27 protein-coding genes are annotated in these 23,939 nt (G+C 28.9%); 8 read left to right on the forward strand and 19 right to left on the reverse strand.

The genetic code is table 11. From position 1 onward, the window contains the following. Positions 1-6: 6 nt before the first annotated feature. Both uvrA and ACIJYG_RS03380 read left to right on the forward strand, forming a co-directional pair. Positions 7-2,859, forward strand: coding sequence for an excinuclease ABC subunit UvrA (gene uvrA, locus ACIJYG_RS03375; protein WP_435098589.1), 2,853 nt, complete (start codon positions 7-9; stop codon positions 2,857-2,859). Positions 2,860-2,914: 55 nt separating this feature from the next. After that, on the forward strand, positions 2,915-3,517 hold the full coding sequence (locus ACIJYG_RS03380) for a urate hydroxylase PuuD (protein ID WP_435098610.1): 603 nt from the start codon (positions 2,915-2,917) through the stop codon (positions 3,515-3,517). Between the two features lie 32 nt (positions 3,518-3,549). Here ACIJYG_RS03380 and ACIJYG_RS03385 read toward each other — a convergent pair whose 3' ends face one another. From ACIJYG_RS03385 to ACIJYG_RS03450, 14 genes are read right to left on the reverse strand one after another with little or no spacing between them, the layout of a single operon-like run. Beyond that, positions 3,550-5,511: an acetoacetate--CoA ligase gene (locus ACIJYG_RS03385; RefSeq protein ID WP_435098626.1), complete on the reverse strand. Its 1,962-nt coding sequence runs from the start codon at positions 5,509-5,511 to the stop codon at positions 3,550-3,552. 29 nt (positions 5,512-5,540) lie between these two features. Beyond that, a complete protein-coding gene (gene secF / locus ACIJYG_RS03390; protein WP_435098629.1) occupies positions 5,541-6,431 on the reverse strand; it encodes a protein translocase subunit SecF in 891 nt (296 codons plus the stop codon). After that, positions 6,431-7,984 (reverse strand): protein translocase subunit SecD, encoded by a 1,554-nt coding sequence (secD, locus tag ACIJYG_RS03395; RefSeq protein ID WP_435098632.1) that lies wholly within the window; start codon positions 7,982-7,984, stop codon positions 6,431-6,433. The genes secF and secD overlap by 1 nt, the downstream gene beginning before the upstream one ends. A 14-nt stretch (positions 7,985-7,998) precedes the next feature. Then, positions 7,999-8,286 carry a preprotein translocase subunit YajC gene (gene yajC / locus ACIJYG_RS03400; RefSeq protein WP_435089166.1) on the reverse strand — a complete coding sequence of 96 codons (288 nt, stop codon included), beginning with the start codon at positions 8,284-8,286 and terminating at the stop codon, positions 7,999-8,001. A gap of 55 nt (positions 8,287-8,341) precedes the next feature. Continuing rightward, on the reverse strand, positions 8,342-9,601 hold the full coding sequence (gene serS / locus ACIJYG_RS03405) for a serine--tRNA ligase (protein ID WP_435098635.1): 1,260 nt from the start codon (positions 9,599-9,601) through the stop codon (positions 8,342-8,344). Next, positions 9,594-10,364, reverse strand: a complete 771-nt coding sequence (gene tatC, locus ACIJYG_RS03410; RefSeq protein WP_435098638.1) for a twin-arginine translocase subunit TatC — start codon at positions 10,362-10,364, stop codon at positions 9,594-9,596. Before tatC ends, serS begins: the two co-directional genes overlap by 8 nt. Beyond that, positions 10,357-10,572: a Sec-independent protein translocase protein TatB gene (gene tatB, locus ACIJYG_RS03415; RefSeq protein WP_435098641.1), complete on the reverse strand. Its 216-nt coding sequence runs from the start codon at positions 10,570-10,572 to the stop codon at positions 10,357-10,359. Before tatB ends, tatC begins: the two co-directional genes overlap by 8 nt. A 5-nt stretch (positions 10,573-10,577) precedes the next feature. Next, the gene (gene tatA, locus ACIJYG_RS03420; protein ID WP_028037013.1) at positions 10,578-10,778 is read right to left on the reverse strand and encodes a twin-arginine translocase TatA/TatE family subunit; all 201 of its coding nucleotides are present in this window, start codon (positions 10,776-10,778) and stop codon (positions 10,578-10,580) included. 43 nt (positions 10,779-10,821) lie between these two features. Continuing rightward, positions 10,822-11,526, reverse strand: coding sequence for an SMC-Scp complex subunit ScpB (gene scpB, locus ACIJYG_RS03425; protein ID WP_435098645.1), 705 nt, complete (start codon positions 11,524-11,526; stop codon positions 10,822-10,824). After that, positions 11,519-12,262: a segregation and condensation protein A gene (locus ACIJYG_RS03430; protein WP_435098649.1), complete on the reverse strand. Its 744-nt coding sequence runs from the start codon at positions 12,260-12,262 to the stop codon at positions 11,519-11,521. The genes scpB and ACIJYG_RS03430 overlap by 8 nt, the downstream gene beginning before the upstream one ends. A 9-nt stretch (positions 12,263-12,271) precedes the next feature. Beyond that, on the reverse strand, positions 12,272-13,222 hold the full coding sequence (locus tag ACIJYG_RS03435; protein ID WP_435098652.1) for a glycoside hydrolase family 3 N-terminal domain-containing protein: 951 nt from the start codon (positions 13,220-13,222) through the stop codon (positions 12,272-12,274). Beyond that, positions 13,215-13,475 carry a hypothetical protein gene (locus ACIJYG_RS03440; RefSeq protein ID WP_435098655.1) on the reverse strand — a complete coding sequence of 87 codons (261 nt, stop codon included), beginning with the start codon at positions 13,473-13,475 and terminating at the stop codon, positions 13,215-13,217. Before ACIJYG_RS03440 ends, ACIJYG_RS03435 begins: the two co-directional genes overlap by 8 nt. Beyond that, positions 13,475-15,208, reverse strand: coding sequence for an arginine--tRNA ligase (gene argS / locus ACIJYG_RS03445; protein ID WP_435098658.1), 1,734 nt, complete (start codon positions 15,206-15,208; stop codon positions 13,475-13,477). The genes ACIJYG_RS03440 and argS overlap by 1 nt, the downstream gene beginning before the upstream one ends. Next, positions 15,205-16,323 (reverse strand): deoxyguanosinetriphosphate triphosphohydrolase, encoded by a 1,119-nt coding sequence (locus ACIJYG_RS03450; RefSeq protein WP_435098661.1) that lies wholly within the window; start codon positions 16,321-16,323, stop codon positions 15,205-15,207. The genes argS and ACIJYG_RS03450 overlap by 4 nt, the downstream gene beginning before the upstream one ends. 50 nt (positions 16,324-16,373) lie before the next feature. On the opposite strand from ACIJYG_RS03450, the gene ACIJYG_RS03455 reads away from it, so the two are divergent. Both ACIJYG_RS03455 and xth read left to right on the forward strand, forming a co-directional pair. After that, positions 16,374-16,691: a HesB/IscA family protein gene (locus tag ACIJYG_RS03455; protein ID WP_435098682.1), complete on the forward strand. Its 318-nt coding sequence runs from the start codon at positions 16,374-16,376 to the stop codon at positions 16,689-16,691. Beyond that, positions 16,691-17,467, forward strand: a complete 777-nt coding sequence (gene xth, locus ACIJYG_RS03460) for an exodeoxyribonuclease III (RefSeq protein ID WP_435098685.1) — start codon at positions 16,691-16,693, stop codon at positions 17,465-17,467. The genes ACIJYG_RS03455 and xth overlap by 1 nt, the downstream gene beginning before the upstream one ends. Here the strand turns inward: xth and ACIJYG_RS03465 are convergent. From ACIJYG_RS03465 to ACIJYG_RS03480, 4 genes are read right to left on the reverse strand one after another with little or no spacing between them, the layout of a single operon-like run. Continuing rightward, positions 17,459-18,457 (reverse strand): Ldh family oxidoreductase, encoded by a 999-nt coding sequence (locus tag ACIJYG_RS03465; protein ID WP_435098688.1) that lies wholly within the window; start codon positions 18,455-18,457, stop codon positions 17,459-17,461. The two genes, xth and ACIJYG_RS03465, sit on opposite strands and share 9 nt — an antisense overlap. After that, complete coding sequence (locus ACIJYG_RS03470) at positions 18,458-18,856, reverse strand: Fur family transcriptional regulator (RefSeq protein ID WP_435089184.1); 399 nt, start codon at positions 18,854-18,856, stop codon at positions 18,458-18,460. 24 nt (positions 18,857-18,880) lie between these two features. Then, on the reverse strand, positions 18,881-19,684 hold the full coding sequence (locus ACIJYG_RS03475; protein WP_435098691.1) for a metal ABC transporter permease: 804 nt from the start codon (positions 19,682-19,684) through the stop codon (positions 18,881-18,883). A gap of 1 nt (position 19,685) precedes the next feature. Beyond that, positions 19,686-20,432, reverse strand: a complete 747-nt coding sequence (locus ACIJYG_RS03480; protein WP_435098694.1) for an ATP-binding cassette domain-containing protein — start codon at positions 20,430-20,432, stop codon at positions 19,686-19,688. Positions 20,433-20,503: 71 nt separating this feature from the next. Here ACIJYG_RS03480 and znuA point away from each other — a divergent pair, with 71 nt between their 5' ends. Both znuA and ACIJYG_RS03490 read left to right on the forward strand, forming a co-directional pair. Beyond that, positions 20,504-21,526, forward strand: a complete 1,023-nt coding sequence (gene znuA, locus ACIJYG_RS03485; protein WP_435098697.1) for a zinc ABC transporter substrate-binding protein ZnuA — start codon at positions 20,504-20,506, stop codon at positions 21,524-21,526. Positions 21,527-21,818: 292 nt separating this feature from the next. After that, on the forward strand, positions 21,819-22,784 hold the full coding sequence (locus ACIJYG_RS03490) for a hypothetical protein (protein WP_435089190.1): 966 nt from the start codon (positions 21,819-21,821) through the stop codon (positions 22,782-22,784). A 78-nt stretch (positions 22,785-22,862) separates the two neighbouring features. On the opposite strand, the gene ACIJYG_RS03495 is transcribed toward ACIJYG_RS03490, so the two are convergent. Further along, a complete protein-coding gene (locus ACIJYG_RS03495; RefSeq protein ID WP_435084866.1) occupies positions 22,863-23,033 on the reverse strand; it encodes a hypothetical protein in 171 nt (56 codons plus the stop codon). 224 nt (positions 23,034-23,257) lie between these two features. Between ACIJYG_RS03495 and ACIJYG_RS03500 the strand changes: the two genes are divergently transcribed. Continuing rightward, on the forward strand, positions 23,258-23,407 hold the full coding sequence (locus ACIJYG_RS03500) for a hypothetical protein (protein WP_435089192.1): 150 nt from the start codon (positions 23,258-23,260) through the stop codon (positions 23,405-23,407). A gap of 11 nt (positions 23,408-23,418) precedes the next feature. Next, on the forward strand, positions 23,419-23,937 hold the full coding sequence (locus ACIJYG_RS03505; protein WP_435098700.1) for a hypothetical protein: 519 nt from the start codon (positions 23,419-23,421) through the stop codon (positions 23,935-23,937). The last annotated feature ends 2 nt before the right edge of the window (positions 23,938-23,939 follow it).

The raw sequence follows: 23,939 nt of genomic DNA on the forward strand, positions 1-23,939 counted from the left end.
AAAAATATGATCAAAAAGATAGTTATTAAGGGTGCCAAAGAACATAATTTAAAGAATGTTTCTGTTGAAATACCTAAAGATCAATTTGTTGTAATAACAGGTCTATCAGGGTCAGGAAAATCCTCACTAGCTTTTGATACTATTTATGCAGAAGGTCAAAGAAGATATGTGGAAAGTTTGTCTGCTTATGCAAGACAATTCTTAGATAAAATGAAAAAACCTAATGTAGATCTTATAGAGGGCTTAAGTCCTGCAATAGCTATCGAACAAAAAAATACGTCTAAAAATCCGAGATCAACTGTTGCTACAGTTACGGAAATTTATGACTATATGAGGGTTTTATTTGCCAGAGCAGGTATTCCCTACTCACCTTTTACTGGTAAACCAATTACATCACAAACAATAACTCAAATTGTAGATTTAGTAAAAAAACTACCAAAAAAATCTACTATTTATATTTATGCTCCAGTAGTTAGGGGTCGTAAAGGAGAATATAAAAAAGATATTTTAAGTTACAAAAGAAGAGGATTTAGAAAAATTAAAATTGATAACGTTTTATACGATATAGAAAAATCGCCTAATTTAGATAAAAAACTAAAACATGATATTTCAGTTTTAGTTGATAGAATTGTATTAAATTCAAAACTAGGCAATAGATTGGCAGAGAGCATTGAGACAGCAGTAAATTTATCTAATGGATTAGTATTTGTTGAATATGAAGATGAAACACTTCCACAAAAATTTAGAAAAACAGAAAAACTAATTTATTCAACAAAATTTGCTTGCCCAGAAAGTGGATTTACTATTGAAGAGATAGAGCCAAGACTTTTTTCATTTAATAGTCCTTATGGAGCTTGTGAGGAATGTGAGGGTATTGGAATTAAATTAAATGTTGATCCAAATTTAGTTATTCCAGACGAAAGAAAGAGTATTGCAGATGGTGCGATTGAGCCATGGGCAAAATCTACAACATTATATTATGCTCAAACATTAGCATCAATTGCTAAACATTATAGTTTTTCACTTGATGATAAATGGAAAAAATTACCAAAAAAAATTAAAGATGTAATTTTGTATGGATCTGATGAAGAAGAAATTAAGTTTAATTATGATGATGGTTATGAAAAATATTCGCATAAAAAAACATTTGAAGGTGTAGTTAACAATCTGGAAAGAAGATTTTTAGAATCTGATAGTGAGTGGAAAAGAGAAGCTATAGCGGAATATCAGTCAGATTCTGCTTGTGAAGGATGTAATGGAAACAGACTTAAAGAAGAAGCTCTATGTGTAAAAATTGACAATCACAACATTAGTGAAGTTACAAAAAAATCAATCCTTGATGCGTCTCAATGGTTTAATGATTTAGAAAAAAATTTAGATAAGCGACAATTTAAAATTGCGGAACATGTCTTGAAAGAAATCAATGAAAGATTAAACTTTTTACTCAATGTTGGCTTAGATTACCTTACATTATCAAGAGAGTCTGGAACACTTTCAGGTGGTGAAGCTCAAAGAATAAGGTTGGCTTCACAAATTGGATCGGGACTTACAGGTGTTTTATATGTTCTTGACGAGCCTTCAATAGGATTGCACCAAAAAGATAATGTTAAATTAATTAATGCTCTTAAAAGGTTAAGAGATTTAGGCAATACCGTAATTGTTGTAGAGCACGATACAGAGACAATGGAAAATGCTGACCATATTATTGATATGGGGCCAGAAGCTGGGACTAACGGTGGACAAGTCACATCACAAGGAACATTCGAAGAAATAAAAAAAGATAAAAACAGTATTACTGGACAATATTTATCCAATAAAAAAATAATTGAAATTCCTAAAACTCGTCGATTAGCAAAAAATGGAAGATTTGTAGAAATTAATGGTGCCACAGGAAACAATTTAAATAATGTAAACCTTAAAATACCAACAGGAAGTTTCACTTGTATAACAGGTGTTTCTGGAAGTGGTAAATCAACCTTAATATTACAAACTCTTTATCATGCTTTAAACTTAACCCTAAACAATAAAGCTAGAAAGGCGCCAAAAGCTTTCAAAAGTTATAAAGGTGTTGAGTTAATAGATAAGATTATAGACATAGATCAATCACCAATTGGAAGAACTCCTAGATCAAACCCAGCAACTTATACTGGTGCCTTTGGTCCAATTAGAGATTGGTTTACAAGTTTGCCTGAGTCTAAAACTAGAGGTTATAAACCTGGAAGATTTTCTTTTAATGTTAAAGGTGGAAGATGTGAGGCTTGTGAGGGAGATGGCGTTATAACATATGAAATGCATTTTTTACCTGATGTGTATATTCAATGTGATGAATGCAAAGGTACTAGATATAATAGAGAGACATTAGAAATTAAGTTTAAAGATAAAAGCATTGCAGACGTTTTAAATATGTCGGTAGATGAAGGTTGTGAATATTTTGAAAATATATCGAATATTAAAACAAAACTTTTAACACTTAAAAAAGTAGGTTTAGGTTATATAAAAATTGGTCAACAAGCCACAACACTTTCAGGTGGTGAAGCTCAAAGAATAAAACTAGCAAAAGAACTTTCTAAAAGATCTACTGGTCGAACCATGTATATATTGGATGAACCAACTACTGGACTTCATCAGCATGATATAAAAAAACTTTTAGAAATACTTCATACATTTGTAAAACTAGGTAACACTGTCGTAGTTATTGAGCACAATTTAGACGTCATAAAAACTGCTGATTATATAGTCGACATGGGGCCTGAGGGCGGTGTTAAGGGTGGCAACATTATTGCAGAAGGTAAACCTGAGGAAATTTGTAAAATCCCAGGGAGTTACACTGGTCAATTTTTAAAACCATTATTAAAATAATATATTAAAAGATTGTTAAAATTTTTGAAAAATTAGTGTATAAATACACAGAATCATGAGTAATTTATTATCATCACTTTCTAAAACAATCCATGCATCCCTAGCATTAGCAATATTGCTGTTTATTGGTTTATTTTATTTAAATGGTGGATTTGCATTTGATACATTGTTCTGGAGTTGGTTGTTTAGATATATACATGTAATTGTTGCAATTATGTGGATTGGTTTACTTTGGTATTTCAATTTTGTTCAAATTCCAAATATGGGAAAGATTCCAGATGATCAAAAACCAGCGATTGGTAAAGTTATAGCTCCTGCAGCTCTATTTTATTTTAGATGGGCAGCAGCATTAACTGTACTATCCGGATTGGTTTTAGCTTTACTTAATGGTTATTTACATGATGCGATGACACTAAGTATCGGCTCTGGAATTCCAAAACACACTGCTATTGGTATAGGTATGTGGCTTGGTGTGATAATGGCTTTTAATGTGTGGTTTGTAATATGGCCTAATCAAAAAAGAGCCTTAGGTATAGTTGATTGTGAACCTGAATTAAAAGCTAAATCAGCGAAAACAGCGATGTTGTTCTCAAGAACAAACACTCTACTTTCTCTACCAATGTTGCTTGCGATGGTAGCAGCGCAAAATCTTTACTAGTTTTTTTTATTTTTAATTTAGCTTTGCTTAAGTTAATATTGTAATTCTTTTATATTGCTAAACTCATCTAAAACATGTGCATTTGCTAAGGCCTCTTTGTTTTTAATTTTATTACCTTCAATAATATTTTTTACAGCTAATTCAACAATTTTACCACTTTTGGTTCTGGGGATGTCATTTACTTTTATTATTTTATGAGGGACATGTCTTGGAGATGCGTTTTTTCGAATTTGCAATTTTATTCTTTTTAATAAATCTTCACTAAGTTCATAATTTGAATTTAAAATCACAAATAAAACAATTCTAATATCATTATCCCATGACTGACCAACAACAAGGGACTCCTTAATTTCATTAAATCTTTCAATTTCAGAATAAATTTCAGCTGTTCCAAGACGAACTCCACCGGGATTTAAAGTTGTATCTGAACGACCAACAATTATAAAGCCTTTTTTATTAGTTATTTTTGCATAATCACCATGATGCCAAATATTTTTAAATTTATTAAAATATGCCTTATTAAATTTAGTATCATTTTTATCATTCCAAAACTTTAAAGGCATTGATGGGAAAGGATTAACACAGACAAGTTCTCCTTTTTCATTTAAAACAGATTTACCTTTTTCATTAAAGACACGAATATCCATTCCCAAACCTTTGTTTTGTATTTCACCAGAATAAACAGGTTGATATAAATTTCCCAGAACAAAACAAGATACAATATCTGTACCACCTGATATTGATGCGAGGTGAATGTTTTTTTTTATATTCTTGTAAACATATTTAAAACTATCTTCAGATAAGGGAGAACCAGTTGAACAAATAGTTCTTAATTTAGGTAATTTGTATAATTTTTTAAAATCTTTTTTAGTTTTTCTTAATGAATCAATATATTTTGCACTAACACCTAGTAAAGTTATATTCTCTTTATTTGCTATTCTTAATAAAAGGTCCTCTTTTTTGTACATTGGAGAACCATCAAATAATACAATTGAAGCTTTTGAGGCTAAAACTGAAATTAACCAATTCCACATCATCCATCCACAAGTTGTAAAATAAAAGACATTATCGTGTTCTTTTATATCGCAATGTAGTTGATGTTCTTTTAAATGTTGTAATAATACACCACCAGTTTTATGACATATACATTTAGGTTTACCAGTTGTACCACTTGAAAAAAGAATTGCTAATTCATGTTCAAAATCAAATTTTGAAAATTTTAATTCAATTTCGTCTTCTTTGATAATATTTTTCCAATTATAGGTTTTAATATACTTGTATTTTGGAAGTTGTTTAATTTCTGATTCACCTGGATAATTTGAGACAATTATATGTTTTATGGTTGGTATCTTTTTAATTATGCTGGGAATTCTTTCTAAAATATTAATCCTTTTTCCATTATAGAAATATTCATTTGTTACAAATAAGACTTTTGGTTTTATTTGTGAAAATCTTTCCACAACACCATTTATACCAAAATCTGGTGAGCATGATGACCATATGGACCCTATAGCTACAGTAGCTAAAAAAGCCTCAACTGTTTCTGAAGTGTTTGGCATATAGGCTACTACTCTATCTTTTGATTTGATATTTATTTTTTTTAAAAAAGCACCAACATTCTTTACGTTTCTATTTAATTCTCTCCAATTTTTTGTTTCACGGAATCCACCTTCACTAATAAAAGTGATCGCTTTTTCATTATTATTTTTAGAAAGTAAATTTTCAGAAAAATTTAATTTTGATTTTGGTAAAAAAATATTTTTATAAAATTTTGGAGATTTTTTTGATTTGATTGAATTTTTCTCACCTTTTACTTTTGTATAATCCCAAACACTATTCCAAAAATTATGTGAATTTTTTACAGACCAATTATGAAACTTTTCGTAGTTTTTATTAAAATTTTTTTTAAATCTTTTTGATATAAATTTCTCAAATTTAAATAAATTTGAATTTATTTTTAATTTTTTTGAAGCTTCCCAAAGTTTTTTATTCATGCAAATATATTGCTTTAGATAGTTCTAATTTAATTATTATCATCCTCTCTCAAAACAGTTTTTTGAGAAACTCTAAGTCTAACTAAAACAGTGTTGGCGATATAAATTGAAGAATAAGTTCCAAAAACTACACCTAAAATCATTGCTAATGAAAATCCTTTTAAAATTTCACCTCCAAAAAAATAAATGGCTATTAAAGCTAATAATGTTGTAACTGAAGTAATTATTGTTCTAGATAAGGTTTCATTAATTGAAATATTTGTTAACTCAAAAATTTTAATATCAGAATATTTTCTCAAATTTTCTCTTACACGATCAAAAATAACAACTGTGTCATTCATCGAATATCCCACTATAGTTAGGACGGCAGCTATGATGGATAAATTAATTTCAAGACTAAACAAAGAGAACACACCAAGAGTAACTATAACATCATGAAATAAAGCCAATATTGCACCAAGACTAAATTGCCATTCAAATCTTATCCAAATATAAAAGAGCATTATCGCTAAAGATAAAGAGATTGCAATTACACCAGATTTTAATAACTCAGCACTTACTTTAGGTCCAACATTTTCAACTCTTCTAAAATTAAAATTATTACCAAAAGATTTATCAAGGTTAGTTTTTATTTCTTCAATTATATCTTTCCTATTATCTTTATTTTCAAATTTAACTAAATAATCAGATTCATTGCCAAATTTTTTAACCGATACATCTCCAAGATTCATTTGGCTAAATTTATCTCTAAGTGAACTAACATTTATTTTTGTATCTGTTGATCTTAATTCAATTAGTGTACCACCTTTAAAATCAATTCCAAAATTAAGTCCTTTAAAAACTAATAGAGCTAGCGAGCAAGTAATCAATAGAACAGATATCAAATTAAAATGATTATAATATTTGTTAAATGCTATCATTAAATTAATTTTTCCTTATTTCTATTTTTGGACACATAGAGGCTAGTGAAAAGTCTTGCAATAAAATAAACTGAAAATAGTGTGGTAAAAATTCCTACACCAAGAGTAACAGAAAAACCTTTTATTGGACCTGACCCCATAAAAAAAAGTATAATTGCTGCTAATAAAGTTGTGATGTTAGCATCAATAATTGCTGTTCGGGATTTAGTATAGCCACTATCAAAAGCTACAATATTATTCTTTTCATCTTTTAATTCTTCTTTAATTCTCTCAAAAATTAAAACATTTGCATCAACAGCCATACCAACTGTTAAAATTATTCCTGCAATACCTGGAAGTGTTAATGTGGCTTCAAATAAAGTTAAAATTCCTAACAAAATTAATAAATTAATGATTAAAGTTACATTAGTAATTAAACCAAAAACTTTGTATTTAACAAACATAAACATTATAACCAAAAGAAAACCTAAAGCTAAAGCAATCATTCCTGCATTAATTGAATCCTGACCTAAATCTGGTCCAACGGTTCTTTCTTCGATGATATCTAATGGAGCCGGCAATGCACCAGATCTTAATAAAAGTGCTAAATCTGTTGCAGATTGGAATGTAAATCCTCCACTAATTTGTCCTGAACCACTTGCAATAGTGTCTCTAATAACTGGAGCACTTATTATTTTACCATCTAATACTATGGCAAGCTGTTTTCCAATACCAGTAGAAGTTGCTTTACCAAATCTTTTAGCACCTACCCTGTCTAATGAAAAAGAAACAATAGTTTGGTTTGTTTGTGTATCCATTTGAGGCTGTGCGTCTAAAAGATTATCACCACTAATTATGATACGTTTACTTACAGTTGCTTCTTCAATTCCATCTTCATATTTTAATTTTTCAACACCAAACCTATCGTTTTCATTACTAGTAACAAATCTAAAAGTTAAGTTAGCAGTTTTTCCCAAAAGAGATTTTACTCTCATAGGATCATCTAAACCAGGGAGTTCAACTAAAATACGATTGTTTCCTCTCTTCAAAATGTTTGGCTCATTAGTTCCCACTTCATCAATTCTTCTTCTAACAATTTCTATTGCTTGATCTTGAGAAGAGGTTTTCAAAGAAATTAATCCTTGTTTTGAAAAATTTACTTGAAGATTTGTGCCTGTATCTTCAATTTCTAATTGATGAGATTTGAATCTAGGATAATAAGGATTTAGATCACTATTTTCATCAGTAAAAACATCAATTATTAATTGTTTGCTCTGATCATCAGTATTAAAAAATATTTTTTCATCTTCAATTTTAATATTATTAATCTTTATATTTTGATCTTTAAAATAATTTCTAATTGTTGTGGTTAAATTTTGAAGTTTTTGCTCAATAACTGGTGCATTATCAATTTCAAGCAATAGATACGAGCCACCTTGTAAGTCTAAACCTAAATTGATCTTTTTATTAAAAAAATTGTCATCAACTTTAATTAAATTTGATGAGGCTATAACAATAAATAATAATGATAATAGAGTTATAAATAAGATTCTTAACTTTGAAAAATAAAGCACTTTACTTTAATTTATTATTTCTTAACTTCTTGAGTATTTAAAAGACCTTGAATGCCTGTTGCTTTCACAATTTCAACTTTAACATTGTCAGCTATTTCAACTTCGACTTTATCGTTATCAATTAATCTTTCAACGGTACCAGTAATACCTCCAGAAGTTATAACTTTGTCACCTCTTTTTAAACCTTCAACCATTGCCTTATGTTCTTTAACCTTTTTTTGTTGAGGTCTTATTAAGAAAAAATAAAAAATAACAAATATTAAAATTAACGGTATAAATTGTCCTATTCCTGAACCTTCCATAAATCTCCTTATAAATTAGATGAATTATTATACTATCTTAATTGTGAAAACAACTTTAATTGAATGAAATACTTTCTAAATTGTTCATATAAGATCTTAAGACTTTTGGTACAATAATTGAACCATCTTTTTGTTGATAATTTTCTAAAACAGCTATCAATGTTCTTCCAACAGCTAGTCCACTTCCATTAAGGGTGCCAACGTAGTGGGTTTCTTTATTTTCAGTTTTATATCTAGTTTTCATTCTTTGACCCTGAAATGTTGAGCATGACGAACAAGAAGAAATTTCTCGATATTTATTTTCTGAGGGAAGCCAAACCTCTATATCATAAGTTTTTTCAGCACTAAAACCCATGTCTCCTGAGCATAAAATAATCTTTCTGTAAGGTAATTCTAATTTATCCAATATATCAGTTGCGCAGTTAGTCATTCTTTCTAGCTCTTCTGAGCATTTTTCTTTTTCAACAATACTAACCATTTCAACTTTATAAAATTGATGCTGCCTGATCATACCTTTAGTGTCTTTACCATAACTACCAGCTTCTTTTCTGAAACAAGGAGTTGAGGCAACTAATCTTATGGGCAAATCCTTACGATCAACAATTTTATCTTTAACCATATTTGTTAAGATTACTTCAGCTGTAGGTATCAAAAATTTTCTGTCAGACGCTCCGTCAAATTTAATTTCAAACTGATCATTTTCAAATTTTGGGAGTTGCCCAGTACCAAACATTGTATTATCAGAAGCAATTAATGGTGGTGAAATTTCTTGATAGTGATTTTGATTTACATGGGTATCAAGCATAAAATTTGATAATGCTCTTTCCAATAAAGCTAACTGGTTTTTGACAAAAACAAATCTTGAACCTGTAGTTTTTGTTGCAAGATCAAAATCAAGCATTTTTAATTTTTCACCTAGCTCGTAGTGTGATTTAGGATTAAAATCAAAGTGAGGTATTTTACCTGATTTTGAAATTTCAATATTATCATTTTCATCTTTACCATTAGGAACATCGGGATGAGGTATGTTTGGGATATTTGATAGTATATTTTCTAATTCAACTTTAATTTTTTTTTGATTATCAGAAACCTTCTCTAAATCAGAAGAAATTTCTTTTGATCGTTTGAACAAAGACTTATCTTTAGATTTTGATATATCTTTTTTTTCTTTTTCAAGAGTTTCTTTTTGTTGAATTAAATCTCTATTTTGTTCATCCAATTTTTGTAAATTCTTAAAATCAATATTCAAAGATCTTTTTTCCAAAGACTTTTCAAAGAAACTAAAGTCTTTTCTAATTTCTTTAATATTATGCATCAGTATTTTTTAAATTTTTATTTTCTATAAATTTTACAGAAAATATAGATAATTCATATAAAATTAATAATGGAATGGCCAACCCGATTTGAGTAATTGGGTCGGGTGGTGTTAACAAAGCAGCAGCTGCAAAAATTATAACCACAACATATTTTCGTCTATCTTTTAAGAACTGACTATCTACAACACCTACTCTAGCTAACAAGCTAAGTACCACAGGTAATTGAAAACTTAATCCAAAAGCAAAAATAAGTTTCATTACAAGAGATAAATATTCATTTACTTTGGCTTCAAGCTGTATGGGTAAACCTGTTGATAGACCAGTACTTTCAAACGATAAGAAAAATTTAATCGCAAGAGGCATAATTAAATAATAGACCAACATTCCCCCTAGAAGAAATAATATTGGTGTTAAAATTAAGTAAGGCATAATCGCTATTTTTTCATGCTTGTACAAGCCAGGAGCTATAAATTTCCAGATTTGCATAAGAATAAATGGACAAGTAACAAAAAAAGCTGTGAAGAAAGAAACCTTTAGATAGGTTAAGAACGTTTCTTGTAACGCTGTAAAGATTAACCTTCTTTCAGATCCATCATCCTTAACAGCCTTAGCGAAGGGATCAACCAAGAACCCATATATGGTTTCAGCAAAAAAATAACATCCAATAAAAAAAATAAACAAAAATAAAAAACTATGAATTAGTCTTTTTCTTAGTTCAGTTAAATGACTTATGAAGCCACCTTCATTTTCTTCGTTATTCATCTTTTTTATTATCTTTTTCTACTTTTTCAATTTTTTCATCTTCAATATCAATATTTGAAACTTCATTTTGAATATCATTGATGTATCTTTTGGCTGTACCAATCCAAGAACCAGCTTTTTTTAACATTAAAGGAAAATCTTTTGGACCAAGAACAACAATAGCAATAGCTACTACAATTAAAATTTCAAACCAACCAATAGTAGGCATGTATTTTAATCTTTGTTATTTGAGTCTTTATTTTCGTCGGAAATATTTTTTGGCTCGCTTTCGTCAGTAACATCTGACGCCATTCCTTTTTTGAAACTTTTAATACCCTTAGCAACATCACCCATTAAACTAGATATTTTTCCACGTCCAAATAATAAGACAACTAATATTACAACAATTGCTATTTGCCAAATTCCTATACTCATAAAAACTTATAACCTTTTTATGGTTGATTTAAAAGTGACTTTTTTATGTATCTTTTTCCTCTTCATCAAGAGTGCTATTTAACATCTCGTCAATATTTGAGTAGATATCTTCTTTCTTTTCATCTTGTTTTTCTTTAAAAAATTTGCTCGAGCCAAAAATTGCATTATCAACACTTGCGCTATCAATTAAACCAGCGGCACCTAATTCATCAACTGTTGGAAGATCTGATAATTTTTGTAAATTGAAATGACTTAAAAAGCCATCTGTTGTTAGGTATTGAATAGGTTTACCTGGAACATCTTTACGACCTCCTGGTTTAACCCAATCTAATTCCATTAATATTTCTAAAGTATTTGTCCCAAATGCAACACCACGTATTTCTTCAATTTCCGCTCGAGTGACAGGTTGATGATAAACAATAATGGCTAAGGTCTCAATAGCAGCACGCGATAATTTTTTTTCAACAGTTTTTTCTTGTGTCATTAAATTTGAAAGTTTAGGTGACGTTCTAAAAGACCATTTATCTTTTATACACACCAAATTTATACCCCGGCTTGAATATTCTTGCTGTAATTTTTCCAACGATTTAGCAACATTTGCTTTTTTTGAAATTTTAGTTTCTATTGTGTCAACATCAAGAGGCTCAGCAGCCGCAAAAATTACAGCTTCAATTTCTTTTTCAAGATCTGTAAGTTTTGATGGAAATTTAACTATGTTATCTTTAGATATTTTTTCTTTTTTAATCATTAATTTCCCTTACATAGATATCATCAAATAGGTTTTCTTGTTTTATCGAAAGATTACCTTCTTTGACTAACTCTAAAGATCCGGCAAATATACCCGCTTTGCCTGTCTTTTTATATTTGGATCCATTTTTAAAATTATTAGGTATTAAGTCATTTATATTTTTCCAATCCATCAATTTGCCAAGAAATTGTTTTATAGTTTTAATGCCATCTTCAGTAGTAAATACAGGTAATTTAGGAATACTCATGGTTTGAAAGTCTTTAGTCATCACTATTGATGAATAAGATTTTAAAAGTTCAAATAAGCTTACATTATATTCAGAACTATAAATAGATCTTATATTGCCTTTAATACCACGAGTTCTAATTTCTCTCCCTAATCGATTTCTTTTAAGCATTTGCTCAGAAAGCAATCTAATTAGTTCCAATTTTTTAAGTTGTAATTTTAATTTTTCTGCAACCTCTTGAACTTTGAATTCCTCTTCAGGGGTGCCTGGGAGTAATAATTTTGATTTTAGATAAGCTAACCATGTAGCCATTAATAAATATTCAGACGCAATTTCTAAATTCAAATTTTTTTCGTTGGTAATATAGTTATGAAATTGGTCAGCTAATTTAGTTATTGAAATTTCTTCTAAATCTACTTTTTGTGCTTTAGCAAGATCAAGTAATACATCTAACGGGCCATTATAGTTATTGATATCAACATTAAATAAAACAGAATCAGACTCAGGCATATACAAATATTAACTTAAAATTTTATAAAATTGTGATGTTTTTTTAATTATAAAGCTACTTATCAAGGGTGAATTTTCAGCAACTATCTTCATTTCATTGAGGTTACTATTGCAATGAAGAACTATATTACATCCAGCTTTAAATGATTTAATAGTATTGTCTTTCATGGTCTCTTTTAAGCTCTTCATTGAAAGATCGTCTGAAATTATAATGTTTTTGAAACCTATTGAATTCCTAATATGATTAATCACTTTTTTTGATTGAGTAGCTGTATTTAACTTATCAATATTTTTATAAATAACGTGAGCTGTCATTGCAAAAAAACAGTTCTTTTTTTTAAAAACACTAAAATCATATTTCTTTAGATAATTAAGCGATTTATCAACTACAGGAGTAAAATTATGACTGTCAACTTTAGCTAAGCCATGTCCCGGTATATGCTTTATTATTGTTCCAATCGAATTTTCTTGAAATAATTTTATACATAAATCACCCAACTTAGAGACTATTTTTGCTTTTTTTGAAAAAGATCGATTACCAATTATATTACTAGATCCTTTAATTCTAAGATCTAAAACAGGCACAGTATTGATGTTTGCTCCTATTAACTTTAATAAGTGAGATGTTTTATCAATAAATAATTTATAAATAATATCAAATTTCATTTTATCTTTTTCATAAAGATTGCCAAAATATTCAGATGTTAAGTTGTCAAAAGAAATAATATTACTTAATCTATTTACTCTTCCACCCTCTTGATCAACTAATATTGGATAATTCTTATCTTTAAATATCTTTTTTATACTATCTGTTAAAACTTTAGTTTGTTTGATAGATTTAATATTTCTTAAAAACAATATCACGCCCCATGGTTTGTATTTAATTAAAAATTTTTTTTCATTACTTGATAACTTGTAAGATTTAATACCAACGATTATAGCTCTTCTATTTTTAATCATTTTCTAATAATTTCCAAAAGTTAAATTTTTTTTTCTTTTTTTTGTCTGTCTGTTTCACATATTCAATGACATTATCTGTATCATTTTTTAATAAAGGTAAATTTTTTGAATAATCTTTAATCTTTTTATTAATATTTTTGTAAGATCTATAAGAATTTTTGATATTATCATTTGAGAAATAATATCTTCCTGTGAAAAAAAGAAATATTATAATAATTGCTATAAATATTAAATACTTAATCTCTTTTAACATTACATTTTAGTTGGGGAAGTAACACCAACTATGTCCATTCCTGATTTAATAACATTTGCAATCACTTTTAAAAAAACTAATTTATCTTGAGAGATATTTTTTTGATCATTGATAAATCGTTTTTCTGGAAATTGTTTTCCAAGATTCCAATAAGAATGAAATTCAGCAGCAAGCTCATATAAGTATATCGGTATTCGATGAGGCTCTAATTTAGTGCTAGATGCATCAATACATTTTGGCCATTCAGATATTTTCTTTAAAATTTTAATTTCATCAACTGAATATTCGAATTTAAAATTATCTATATTAATATCTTTTTCTAAATCTCTGTCCAAATGCCGAAATACAGATGAAATTCTAGCATAACAATATTGAACATAATATAGTGGGTTATCTTTAGATTTTTCTTTGACTGCATCAAAATCAAAATCTAGCTCCACATCACTACTTCTGTTTAACATAATAAATCTAGTTGCATCTTTACCAACTTCCTCAATTAAATCGTCAACTGTAATATAATCGCCTTTTCTTTTTGACATTTTAAATGGTTTGTTGTCTTTAATTAATTTTACAAGCTGACTAATTTTACAAATTAATTTATTTTGTTCTCCCGAAAGAGCTTCTACTGAAGAAGAAATTCTTTTTATATAACCAGCATGATCTGCGCCAAGAATATTAATTAGATAATCAAATTTACGATCAACTTTATTTTTATGGTAGGCAACATCACTTGCAAAATAAGTCCAGGTACCATCAGATTTTTGCAAAGCCCTATCCTTATCATCACCAAAATCTGTTGATCTGAACAACAATTGCTCTCTTTCTACCCAATCCTTCTTATCTTCCCCCGCCGGTGCTTTAATTTTACCTTTATAGACAAAATTATTAACTTCCAAAAATTTTATTACATTCTCAACTTCTTTATCTAAAACAATACTCTTCTCGCTGACAAAATTGTTATGTTTAATGCCAAGACTTTTTAGATTTTTTTTGATTAATAATAAGGCTTGTTCTATTGATAATTCAGTTAATCTTTCACTTATATTTTCATAATTTTCAAAATTTAATTCATCATTGGAAGAAATAATATTTTTTGCAAAATCAACTAGATAGTCTCCTGGATATAGATCGGAATTATCAATTGGAAATTTTTCATTAAATTTAATCTCGCGTATTCTGGCAAAAACAGATTTAGTAAAATTAATAATCTGATTTCCATAATCATTGACATAATATTCTTTAGTAACTTTGTGATGGTTAAAGATTAATACATTTGAGATTACATCACCCAATATAGCTCCACGACAATGACCGACATGGAGAGGTCCTGTTGGGTTAGCTGAAACAAATTCTATTAAATAATTTAGCTTTTTTTCTTTTTCATTAACACCAAAGTTTTTTTTGTTAGTAATGATTTCTTGAATAAAATTTGTCCAAAACAAAGGTTTAAACTTAATATTAATAAAACCTGGTTTCACAATTGTTATATTTTGGATTAATGAATCTTTATCTTTAATAATGGGAGATATTTGTTCAGCTATGTCTATTGGCGATCTTCTATTTAATTTTGAAAGTACCATAGCTACATTAGTCGATATATCACAATCAAATTGAGCTGGTGGAATTTCCGCATTAATTCCATTAAAAGTTTCTGGAATAAGTAACTCTCCTTGTTTGCTTAGATTAATTAAAATTAATTTAATTTTGTCTAGGTACGATTCAAAGATATTCATTTATAATTATTATATAGGTTAATAGCATAACGATCCGTCATACCTGAAATAAAATCTGAAATAGCTCTAAATTTATCACTAGTCAATTGATCTTTTGAAAGAAATTTTTTAGGATTAGATTTAATTATACTAAATAATTTTTTAATGATCACTTTACCTCTTTGATTTTTCCTTAAAACTGATTTATTATTGTACATTTTAGTTCTCAAAAATAATCTAATTTCTCTTTCTGAATTTTGTAATTTATCTGAAAAATTAACTAATAATTGATCTGCCTTATTAACATCATTTACAGATTTAATTTTTAACTCTTTTAAATTTTTTTGTGTGTTAGACAACAAGTCTCTAATCATTAAATCAATTGAGTCTCTAATTATTTGATAAGTGGCAATTTTATAATTTCTTTTATTTATTTTATTTTTATACTTAAGATAAATCGATTTAAAAAAGTCTATTTCAACAAGTTCTTCTAATTTAAACAAATTAGCTTTAATTCCATCTTGAATATCATGATTATTGTAAGCAATATCATCAGAAATTGCTGAAATTTGAGACTCTAAAGATGCGTAAGTGTTAAAATTAATCTTTCCTTTAAATACCTTTAAACCAATTAAGCTATTTACTAAGTTTGTATCTTCGACAGGTCCGTTATGTTTTAACAACCCTTCTAATGTTTCAATAGATAAATTTAGACCTTTAAATTTAAAATACTTATTCTCTAAGAACATAACTATTCTTAATGTTTGCAGATTATGATCAAAACCACCATAATTTTCCATACATTCGTTTAAAGCGTCTTCACCAGCATGGCCAAATGGTGTGTGACCTAAATCATGAGCAAGACTTAATGTTTCAGCTAAATCTTCATTTAAATTTAAATATTTAGCAACAGATCTTGCTATTTGAGCAACCTCAATAGAATGGGTAATTCTTGTTCTGAAATGATCTCCCTCCGTATTTACAAATACTTGTGTTTTATGTTTCAACCTTCTAAACGATGCACTATGGATAATTCTATCTCTATCTCTTTGAAATGGTGATCGATACTTTGAAGTGGGCTCTTTACTAAGTCTACCCTTACTTTTGAATACGCCTAACAAAGTGTGTTTTTTCATCCTTTAATTTAAATAATTAAGTATTATATTAGTAGTATCAGTGTTCAGACATGATTAAAGAAATTAAATTTACAGATAATGCTCTAAAACAGATAGCAAATTTATTATCTAAAAAAGATGATGGATCATTTTTTAGAATCGCTATTAAGGGCGGAGGATGTTCAGGTTTTCAATATGAATTTACATTTGAAAAATCCAAAAATGACGATGATTTAAATTTTGAAAACATCTTAATTGACAAAACTTCAGCAGATTTATTAAAAGGTTCTGAAGTTGATTATGTATCTGAGCTTATTGGTGAGTCTTTTAAAATTTCTAATCCACAAACTAAATCTTCTTGTGGCTGTGGTGTTTCATTCTCACTTTAATGATTATCTCATCTTGGAATGTTAACTCAGTAAGAGCCAGAATAGAAAATATCAAAAGCTATCTACTAAAATACAAACCTGACGTTTTAATGATGCAAGAAATAAAAACTGAAGATGTTAATTTTCCATATGATGATTTTGCCTCCATGGATTATGAAAGTCATGTTTTTGGTCAAAAAAGCTATAATGGTGTTGCCATCATATCTAAAGGAAAATTGAATAATGTCAGAACTGATTTAATCAAAGATAAGTTAAAACAATCAAGAATAATTTCTGCAGAAATAAAATATAAAAAAAAAGTTATTCAATTAATAAATATCTATACACCTAATGGTAATCCAGTTGATACTGAAAAGTATGATTATAAAAAAAATTGGATGGATCAACTTATCAAGCAACTAAAAACTTTATCTAAAAAAAATCAAAACATCATTTTAGCTGGAGACTTTAATGTTATCCCTGCTGCTGAAGATGTTTATAACGTTAAAAGCTTTGAAGACGACGCTTTGTATAGACTTGAAATTAGAAAAAAATTTAGAGAAATGTTAAATCTTGGTTTTAATGATGTTTATAGACACTTTAATGAAGATAAAGAGGGATATACATTTTGGGATTATATGAGAGGTGCTTGGCAAAAAAATAATGGTATGAGAATTGACCACTTCTTAGTTTCAAACTCTCTTATCGATAATATAAAAGATATTAATATTAATAAAGATCCTCGTGGTAAAGAAAAGCCTTCAGATCATACTCCGATTGAAATTAAACTAACTTAAAGATTTAATTTTATTAACTAATTCTTCATTGATATGTCTAGGGCCAGTATCTTGTCGATTTTTATGTCTTCTTTCACCAGGTAATCTAACTTCACCCATTGATTTCATTTTTTCAAAAAATTCTTCTGCATGTTTTTGCCAGCTTGTACCTGCAGTTTTATCTGGACAAATAGCTAGAATAAATTCACCACCGCTTGGTGGGCCACCATCATTATTATCTTTAGCAGCTGTTTCATAACTAAAATTATCACCCACTAAAGCACCAGCTAGCAATTCAACCATCATTGCAATTGCAGACCCCTTATATCCACCAAAAGGTAATAAAACACCACCATCAGCAATCTCAGCTGGATCAGTAGTATCTTTTCCATCTTTAGTTAAACCTGTTCCAAGAGGAACTTTATGCCCTTCTCTTTTAGCGACTTGAACTTCCCCCATGGCCATAGAAGCTGTTGCCATGTCATATACAACAGGTGTCTTTCCTGGTCTTGGCCAAGCAAATGAAATTGGATTTGTACCAAACAAAGGTTTCATTGCACCAGCAGGAGCAACAGCAGGCTTGTATGATGTACAAGCAAAAGCAACTAAACCATCATCTGCTAACATTTCAGTTTCAGGCCACATAGCAGCCATATGATGTGAATTATTAATAGCTAAAACGGCAACACCATTTTCTTTCGCAGCTTTAGATAATTCAGGTAAACCTTTGTTCAAAACAACTGGGGCTAAGCAATTATTGCCCTGAACTTTAATTACAGATGAAGAAACTTTATTAATTTCAGGTTTTCCTTTACCGTTTATCTTTCCACTCTTAAGACCGCTTACATATGCGGGTAACCTAAATAAGCCATGAGATACAGATCCATCTCTTTCTGCATTTCTAATTAGATTTGATAAAATAGTTGCAGTTTCATCATTGCATCCATTAGCTATTAGCGTTCTTTTTGCTAATTCAAAAATTTCATCCAAGGATAAAGAAATATTACTCATTTATTTAGTCTTACAATTTTTACATAAACCAAAAAATTCTAAATTATACTTGCTGTATTTCATTCCAGTTTCATCCGTAAAGTTTGATAAATATTTTGAAAGCTTTGAATTGCTTATTTCAGAAACATTTTCACAATTTTCACAAATTGAGAATGCTGTTGCTTTAGAAATTTGACAATTAGAATTTTGACAAGCTATAAAAGCATTTCTACTTTCAATCTTATGGATCTTTCCAATTTCTACTAATTTATCTAACGCTCTGTAAACTTGTAATGGAGCTTTAATACCTTCTTTTTGAACATTAAACAGGATTGAATAAGCTTTCATCGGCTCACCAGATTTATCAATTATATCAAAAATGATTTTTTGGTTTTTAGAAAGATTGTGTTCTTTTTGCATATACAAATTCTTATCAATTAGTTGTTAATTTTTCAATTTAATCGATTGTTTAATATTAAGTAAAGACAATATAAATAAAACTAAAGCAGCCATAATTATTGAAGGTCCAGATGACGTATTAAATTCTAATGAAGAAAATAAACCCAATATTACTGATAAAAGACCACCAATAATTGAGTATAAAACCATTTTCTTTGGACTATCTGAAATATTTCTGGCCATTGCAGCTGGTATAATTAACATTCCAGTGATTAATAATAAACCAACCATTTTAATTGATATAGCAATCACAGCAGCCATCAGAATTGTAAATATAGCTTTTGATCTATCGGGATTTAATCCCTCTGCTTCTGCTAGTTCATAATTTACTGTAGATGCGAACAGAGGTTTCCAAATCAATTTAAGTACAAATAAAATTAATGCTCCACCTGTCCATATAATAATTAAGTCGTTAGTTGTTACGGCTAATATGTCACCAAATAAAAGACCCATTATGTCGAAACGTATAAAGGTTAAAAAACCAATTACAACTAATCCAACAGCCAGAGAAGAGTGTGCCAAAAGACCCAACAAAGCGTCACCAGGTAAATTGGTTTTTTTCTGAAGTTGAATTAATATCAATGCAACTACAGATGAAATTATGAATACTGAAAGAGCAATATTAAGTTCAAAAGAATAAGCTATTGTGACACCTAATAAGGCTGAATGAGATAGTGTATCGCCAAAATAAGACAATCTTCTCCATACTACAAAACAGCCTAGTGGGCCAGTTACCAACGCAACTCCTATTCCAGCTATTAAAGCTCTTATGAAAAAATCATCTAACATATTAATTTTTCTTTATTTGACCCTCATCTGAATGAACATGGTCATGTTTGTGCTCATAAACAGATAGAATTTGAGAGGCTTGTTCACCAAATAAAGTTTTGTACTCATTATTTTTAGCAACATCCATTGGTGTACCTGAACAACACACATGACCATTTAAACAAACAACATGATCAGTTGCTGTCATAACAGTATGCAAATCATGGGAAATTAATAAAATTCCACAATTTAAAGTATCTGAAATTTTTTTGATCAATTCATATAACGCTATCTCTCCAGTATAATCAACACCTTGAACTGGTTCATCTAGAACTAATAATTCTGGTTTTTTTGAAATTGCTCTTGCAATCAAAACTCTTTGAAATTCTCCACCTGATAAATTTCCTAAATTTTCATTTTTAAGATGACTAACTCCAGTAAGGGTAAGAGCTTCATTTATTGCTTCATCTTTAATATCTTCAGTTAAAAGCATAAAATCATACACTCTTAGTGGCAAGGTCCAATCTATTGAAATTTTCTGAGGAACATAACCAACTTTGTTTGTAAATTTTTCAACTCTTCCCTCAATATTTTTGTAAATACCTAATGCAATTTTTGCTGTAGTACTTTTGCCAGACCCATTTGGGCCAATTAGAGTAACAATTTTTCCCTTCTCAACTTTTAACGAAACACCTTCAACTAACCATTTATTATTTTGTTTAAAACCAACTTTGTTCAGTTCTACTAATATATTTTTATCTGAGTTCATTTATATCTTGACTTGTATATGTTATATTATTACATACTGTTATATTATAACAACTAATTAAATTACTTATTATGAAAAATATCAAAAAATTACCCTTAATATTATCAATTTTATCAATGTTAACATTCTTTACATCAGCTAGTGCTGAAATTAAAGTGGTTACATCAATAAAACCTATCCATTCTTTAGCAAGTTATCTTATGGATGGGGTTGGAAAACCAAGTTTAATTGTAAATGGCTATGCGTCTCCTCACGCATTTTCCATGAAACCATCTCATGCAAAAATGTTACAAAATGCAGATATTGTATTCTGGGTTGGCGAAAGTATGGAAAATTTTCTAAAAAAACCATTGAGCTCGATAGCTAAAAAAGCCGAAAAAATCGAATTAATAGAAGTTAAAGGATTGAACGTATTAAAGTTCAGGGAAAGAAATATTTTTGATGAGCATAATCATGATGGTCACGCTAAAAAAGAAGATGATCACGACGACCACGACCATGATGATCACGCTAAAAAAGAAGATGATCACGACAACCACGACCATGATGATCACGCTAAAAAAGAAGATGATCACGATGATCATGCACACGGAGATTATGACTCTCACATTTGGTTAGATCCAATGAATGCTAAAGTAATCTTAAATGAAATGGCTGAACATTTGATCGAAAATGACACTGAAAATGCATCTAAATATAAAAATAATTTAAAAAAAGCACTTAAAGAAATTGATACTCTTATGATCCAAGTGATGACTGAATTAAACAAAAGTGTGTCATCTATAGTTTTTCATGATGCATATCAATATTTTGAACAAAGATTTAATGTAAATATTCTTGGAGCGTTTACTGTTAACCCCGATGTAATGCCCGGTGCAGAACAATTAGCAGAAATCAGAGAAATTATTGAACATGATAAAGTTGCTTGCGTGTTTTCTGAGCCTCAATTTAATCCTGACATAATCAACGCTGTATCAAGAGATATGAAGATAAAAACAGGTGTTTTGGATCCATTAGGTGCAACTTTAGATCCAGGTAAAAATTTATATTTTGATTTAATAAAGAATATGTCTTTGTCATTTAAAGATTGTTAAGTCAGTAGTTTTGTAATTGTACTAAAATACAACTTATATTTGTAAATTTTAAGTAGACAAATTTTAAAGATAATATATTGCTGATGAATCAGCTATTCCTTTAAAAATGTTCTATATTCTTACTGTGGACTTATGTTTTTTTTATTATAAATATCGATGAATCAACTCACCTTAAAAAAAAATAATAAATTTAATTATAGATAAATTTCCTCACACCTATTAAATCGTCATCAAGAATAAGAATCGTTCGAAACGGAAAACAATAAAGTAAACAAAAAAAAATAGGAAAGAAATGGAACTGACAACAATATATACGATCGTCGGCTTTGCATTAGCTGGTTATAGCGTTATTGCAAATGATTCAATACAAACACTAGGTACTTTTATAGCGTCTAAACAAAAATGGTTTAAATGGTACACTCTTGCTGGTTCAGCATCTGTAGTAATGGCTATAGCTATTACATGGGGGTGGTATTCGTATGATGGTGATATATCATACGGAAGGCTTAACAGAATACCATTTCAAGAAATTCAATGGTACCACGCAGTAGCTCCTGCTATTCTTTTAGTGCTTACTAGAGTTGGTATACCAGTATCTACAACCTTCTTAGTACTTTCAGCATTTGCATCCACTGTAGTATTGGAGAAAATGCTAATGAAAAGTGTTGTGGGTTATGGCCTGGCTGCTGTAGTCGCGTATTTAGCTTGGATAGTAGTATCAAAGTTTATCAATGAAAAATTTGATGAAGTTGAAGATAAATGGATAGGATTTTGGAGAAACTCAGTTTGGGTGACTTCTGGTTGGTTATGGTGGGTTTGGTTATCTCACGACGTAGCAAATATTGCAGTTTATCTCCCAAGACAACTAGATGTAACTTTACTATTAATTGTTCTAGCGTACTTTACAGCATTATTGTTCTACATATTTTATATTCATGGTGGACCAATACAAAAAGTTGTTTTAGATAAAACTGGAACAAGATATGCGAGATCAGCAACAATAATAAATGTTATTTATGCTGCAGTACTATACTACTTTAAAGAACTTAATGACCTTCCAATGTCTACAACATGGGTATTTGTAGGTTTATTATGTGGTAGAGAACTTGCTATATCAACTATGAATAAAGAGTACAAATTCAAATATGTCTTCCCATTAATTGGAAAAGACTTCATTAAAATGATCTTTGGATTAAGTGTGTCTGTAGGAATTGTTTTAGCAATTCACTACATCATTATTCCAAATAATTGGTTTTAAATAAATCTAATTATGGTCGTGTTAGAAATATCTAATACGACCATGAAATGTTTAATTTTAGTATTTTTTTTTAAGATATTATTTCTTGAATTTAGAAACTAACTCTTTTAATTTTAGTTTTTCTTTTTTTAATTTTCTTAGTTTTTCCCAAGAAGAAAAAGCTCTGTCATTCATTCTTAATTTTGTAAAATGCTTAATTGCTAATTCAATTTTTTTGTGTTTTTTGATGAGTTCTTTAAACTCCTTCATATTGAATAATCATAGCATAAATAAAATTAAAACAATCAGAATTTAAAAAAAAATTAATTTTAAAAAAGGGTTTAAAAAGGTGCTCTTAAGTAAATAAGAAAAAAAACTGAATTATTTTTTGCTTTAGTTTTGCGTCTACGGTATGATCTATTTAAGTCCCGCGCTAATTCAGCTTTAGGCTGATGATCAATTTTTAAAAATTAACAATTTAAAGTGTCAAAATTATGATTTTAAAATTGGTAAAATTACTGTGTTTTCTTGGATTGCACAGATACAAAACAATAAATATTGAGTTTGGATTTAATCCAACAGATAGAATTACGACTCTTGAGTGTAAAAATTGTGGACACACTAAATTAAAAGCTGATGGCTAAAATTAGATAAAATGAAAAATATTAGAAAAGATATTGAGATTAGGAGATTTATTGAATGGTCTAAAATTGTTAGAGGTAAACCAATTCAAATTAGATTATATGAATTAATATATTTTGAGCTTCTAAATTTGTGGATAGAACTAAACCAACCCCCATTGAGAAGATTAATATATGAAACCATAAATTCAAATGATTATGATGAAAAGTTTGTTAAGGGAAAAATTTTTCAAGAATATATTGATGAAATTTTAGAAACACCTTGTGAAGATAAATCTGGTTATTATAACCCAGACTCAAGAGAAGTATTAAGTAAAGTTAACATTAAAGAATTATATGATGTTAAATTTTTAATAAAAAGTGAATTAAATACTGTGATAATGATCGATAGATATAATGCAATTTACACATTCTGCAGACTATATGAAGAGTGGTGTTTGAAAAAAAAATCAGAACAAATTGATGATGTGACTAAAAAAGAAAGATTTGATGTAACAAAAGACTTACCAATAAAGATTTCAGCTCAAAGGTAAGT

Source organism: Candidatus Pelagibacter bacterium nBUS_27 (assembly GCF_051200985.1).
Lineage (GTDB): Bacteria > Pseudomonadota > Alphaproteobacteria > Pelagibacterales > Pelagibacteraceae > Pelagibacter.

What these genes read in the sequence shown, in the direction of transcription:
- uvrA (WP_435098589.1), top strand. Translation starts at nt 7, where the DNA reads ATGATCAAAAAGATAGTTATTAAGGGTGCCAAAGAACATAATTTAAAG.
- secF (WP_435098629.1), bottom strand. Translation starts at nt 6,431, where the DNA reads ATGATAGCATTTAACAAATATTATAATCATTTTAATTTGATATCTGTT.
- tatB (WP_435098641.1), bottom strand. Translation starts at nt 10,572, where the DNA reads ATGCCTACTATTGGTTGGTTTGAAATTTTAATTGTAGTAGCTATTGCT.
- ACIJYG_RS03455 (WP_435098682.1), top strand. Translation starts at nt 16,374, where the DNA reads ATGATTAAAGAAATTAAATTTACAGATAATGCTCTAAAACAGATAGCA.
- ACIJYG_RS03480 (WP_435098694.1), bottom strand. Translation starts at nt 20,432, where the DNA reads ATGAACTCAGATAAAAATATATTAGTAGAACTGAACAAAGTTGGTTTT.
- tatC (WP_435098638.1), bottom strand. Translation starts at nt 10,364, where the DNA reads ATGAATAACGAAGAAAATGAAGGTGGCTTCATAAGTCATTTAACTGAA.
- ACIJYG_RS03440 (WP_435098655.1), bottom strand. Translation starts at nt 13,475, where the DNA reads ATGTTAAAAGAGATTAAGTATTTAATATTTATAGCAATTATTATAATA.
- ACIJYG_RS03450 (WP_435098661.1), bottom strand. Translation starts at nt 16,323, where the DNA reads ATGAAAAAACACACTTTGTTAGGCGTATTCAAAAGTAAGGGTAGACTT.
- serS (WP_435098635.1), bottom strand. Translation starts at nt 9,601, where the DNA reads ATGCATAATATTAAAGAAATTAGAAAAGACTTTAGTTTCTTTGAAAAG.
- ACIJYG_RS03505 (WP_435098700.1), top strand. Translation starts at nt 23,419, where the DNA reads ATGAAAAATATTAGAAAAGATATTGAGATTAGGAGATTTATTGAATGG.
- ACIJYG_RS03495 (WP_435084866.1), bottom strand. Translation starts at nt 23,033, where the DNA reads ATGAAGGAGTTTAAAGAACTCATCAAAAAACACAAAAAAATTGAATTA.
- argS (WP_435098658.1), bottom strand. Translation starts at nt 15,208, where the DNA reads ATGAATATCTTTGAATCGTACCTAGACAAAATTAAATTAATTTTAATT.
- yajC (WP_435089166.1), bottom strand. Translation starts at nt 8,286, where the DNA reads ATGGAAGGTTCAGGAATAGGACAATTTATACCGTTAATTTTAATATTT.
- ACIJYG_RS03500 (WP_435089192.1), top strand. Translation starts at nt 23,258, where the DNA reads ATGATTTTAAAATTGGTAAAATTACTGTGTTTTCTTGGATTGCACAGA.
- znuA (WP_435098697.1), top strand. Translation starts at nt 20,504, where the DNA reads ATGAAAAATATCAAAAAATTACCCTTAATATTATCAATTTTATCAATG.
- scpB (WP_435098645.1), bottom strand. Translation starts at nt 11,526, where the DNA reads ATGATTAAAAAAGAAAAAATATCTAAAGATAACATAGTTAAATTTCCA.
- tatA (WP_028037013.1), bottom strand. Translation starts at nt 10,778, where the DNA reads ATGAGTATAGGAATTTGGCAAATAGCAATTGTTGTAATATTAGTTGTC.
- ACIJYG_RS03470 (WP_435089184.1), bottom strand. Translation starts at nt 18,856, where the DNA reads ATGCAAAAAGAACACAATCTTTCTAAAAACCAAAAAATCATTTTTGAT.
- ACIJYG_RS03435 (WP_435098652.1), bottom strand. Translation starts at nt 13,222, where the DNA reads ATGATTAAAAATAGAAGAGCTATAATCGTTGGTATTAAATCTTACAAG.
- ACIJYG_RS03490 (WP_435089190.1), top strand. Translation starts at nt 21,819, where the DNA reads ATGGAACTGACAACAATATATACGATCGTCGGCTTTGCATTAGCTGGT.
- ACIJYG_RS03465 (WP_435098688.1), bottom strand. Translation starts at nt 18,457, where the DNA reads ATGAGTAATATTTCTTTATCCTTGGATGAAATTTTTGAATTAGCAAAA.
- ACIJYG_RS03385 (WP_435098626.1), bottom strand. Translation starts at nt 5,511, where the DNA reads ATGAATAAAAAACTTTGGGAAGCTTCAAAAAAATTAAAAATAAATTCA.
- xth (WP_435098685.1), top strand. Translation starts at nt 16,691, where the DNA reads ATGATTATCTCATCTTGGAATGTTAACTCAGTAAGAGCCAGAATAGAA.
- ACIJYG_RS03430 (WP_435098649.1), bottom strand. Translation starts at nt 12,262, where the DNA reads ATGCCTGAGTCTGATTCTGTTTTATTTAATGTTGATATCAATAACTAT.
- ACIJYG_RS03380 (WP_435098610.1), top strand. Translation starts at nt 2,915, where the DNA reads ATGAGTAATTTATTATCATCACTTTCTAAAACAATCCATGCATCCCTA.
- ACIJYG_RS03475 (WP_435098691.1), bottom strand. Translation starts at nt 19,684, where the DNA reads ATGTTAGATGATTTTTTCATAAGAGCTTTAATAGCTGGAATAGGAGTT.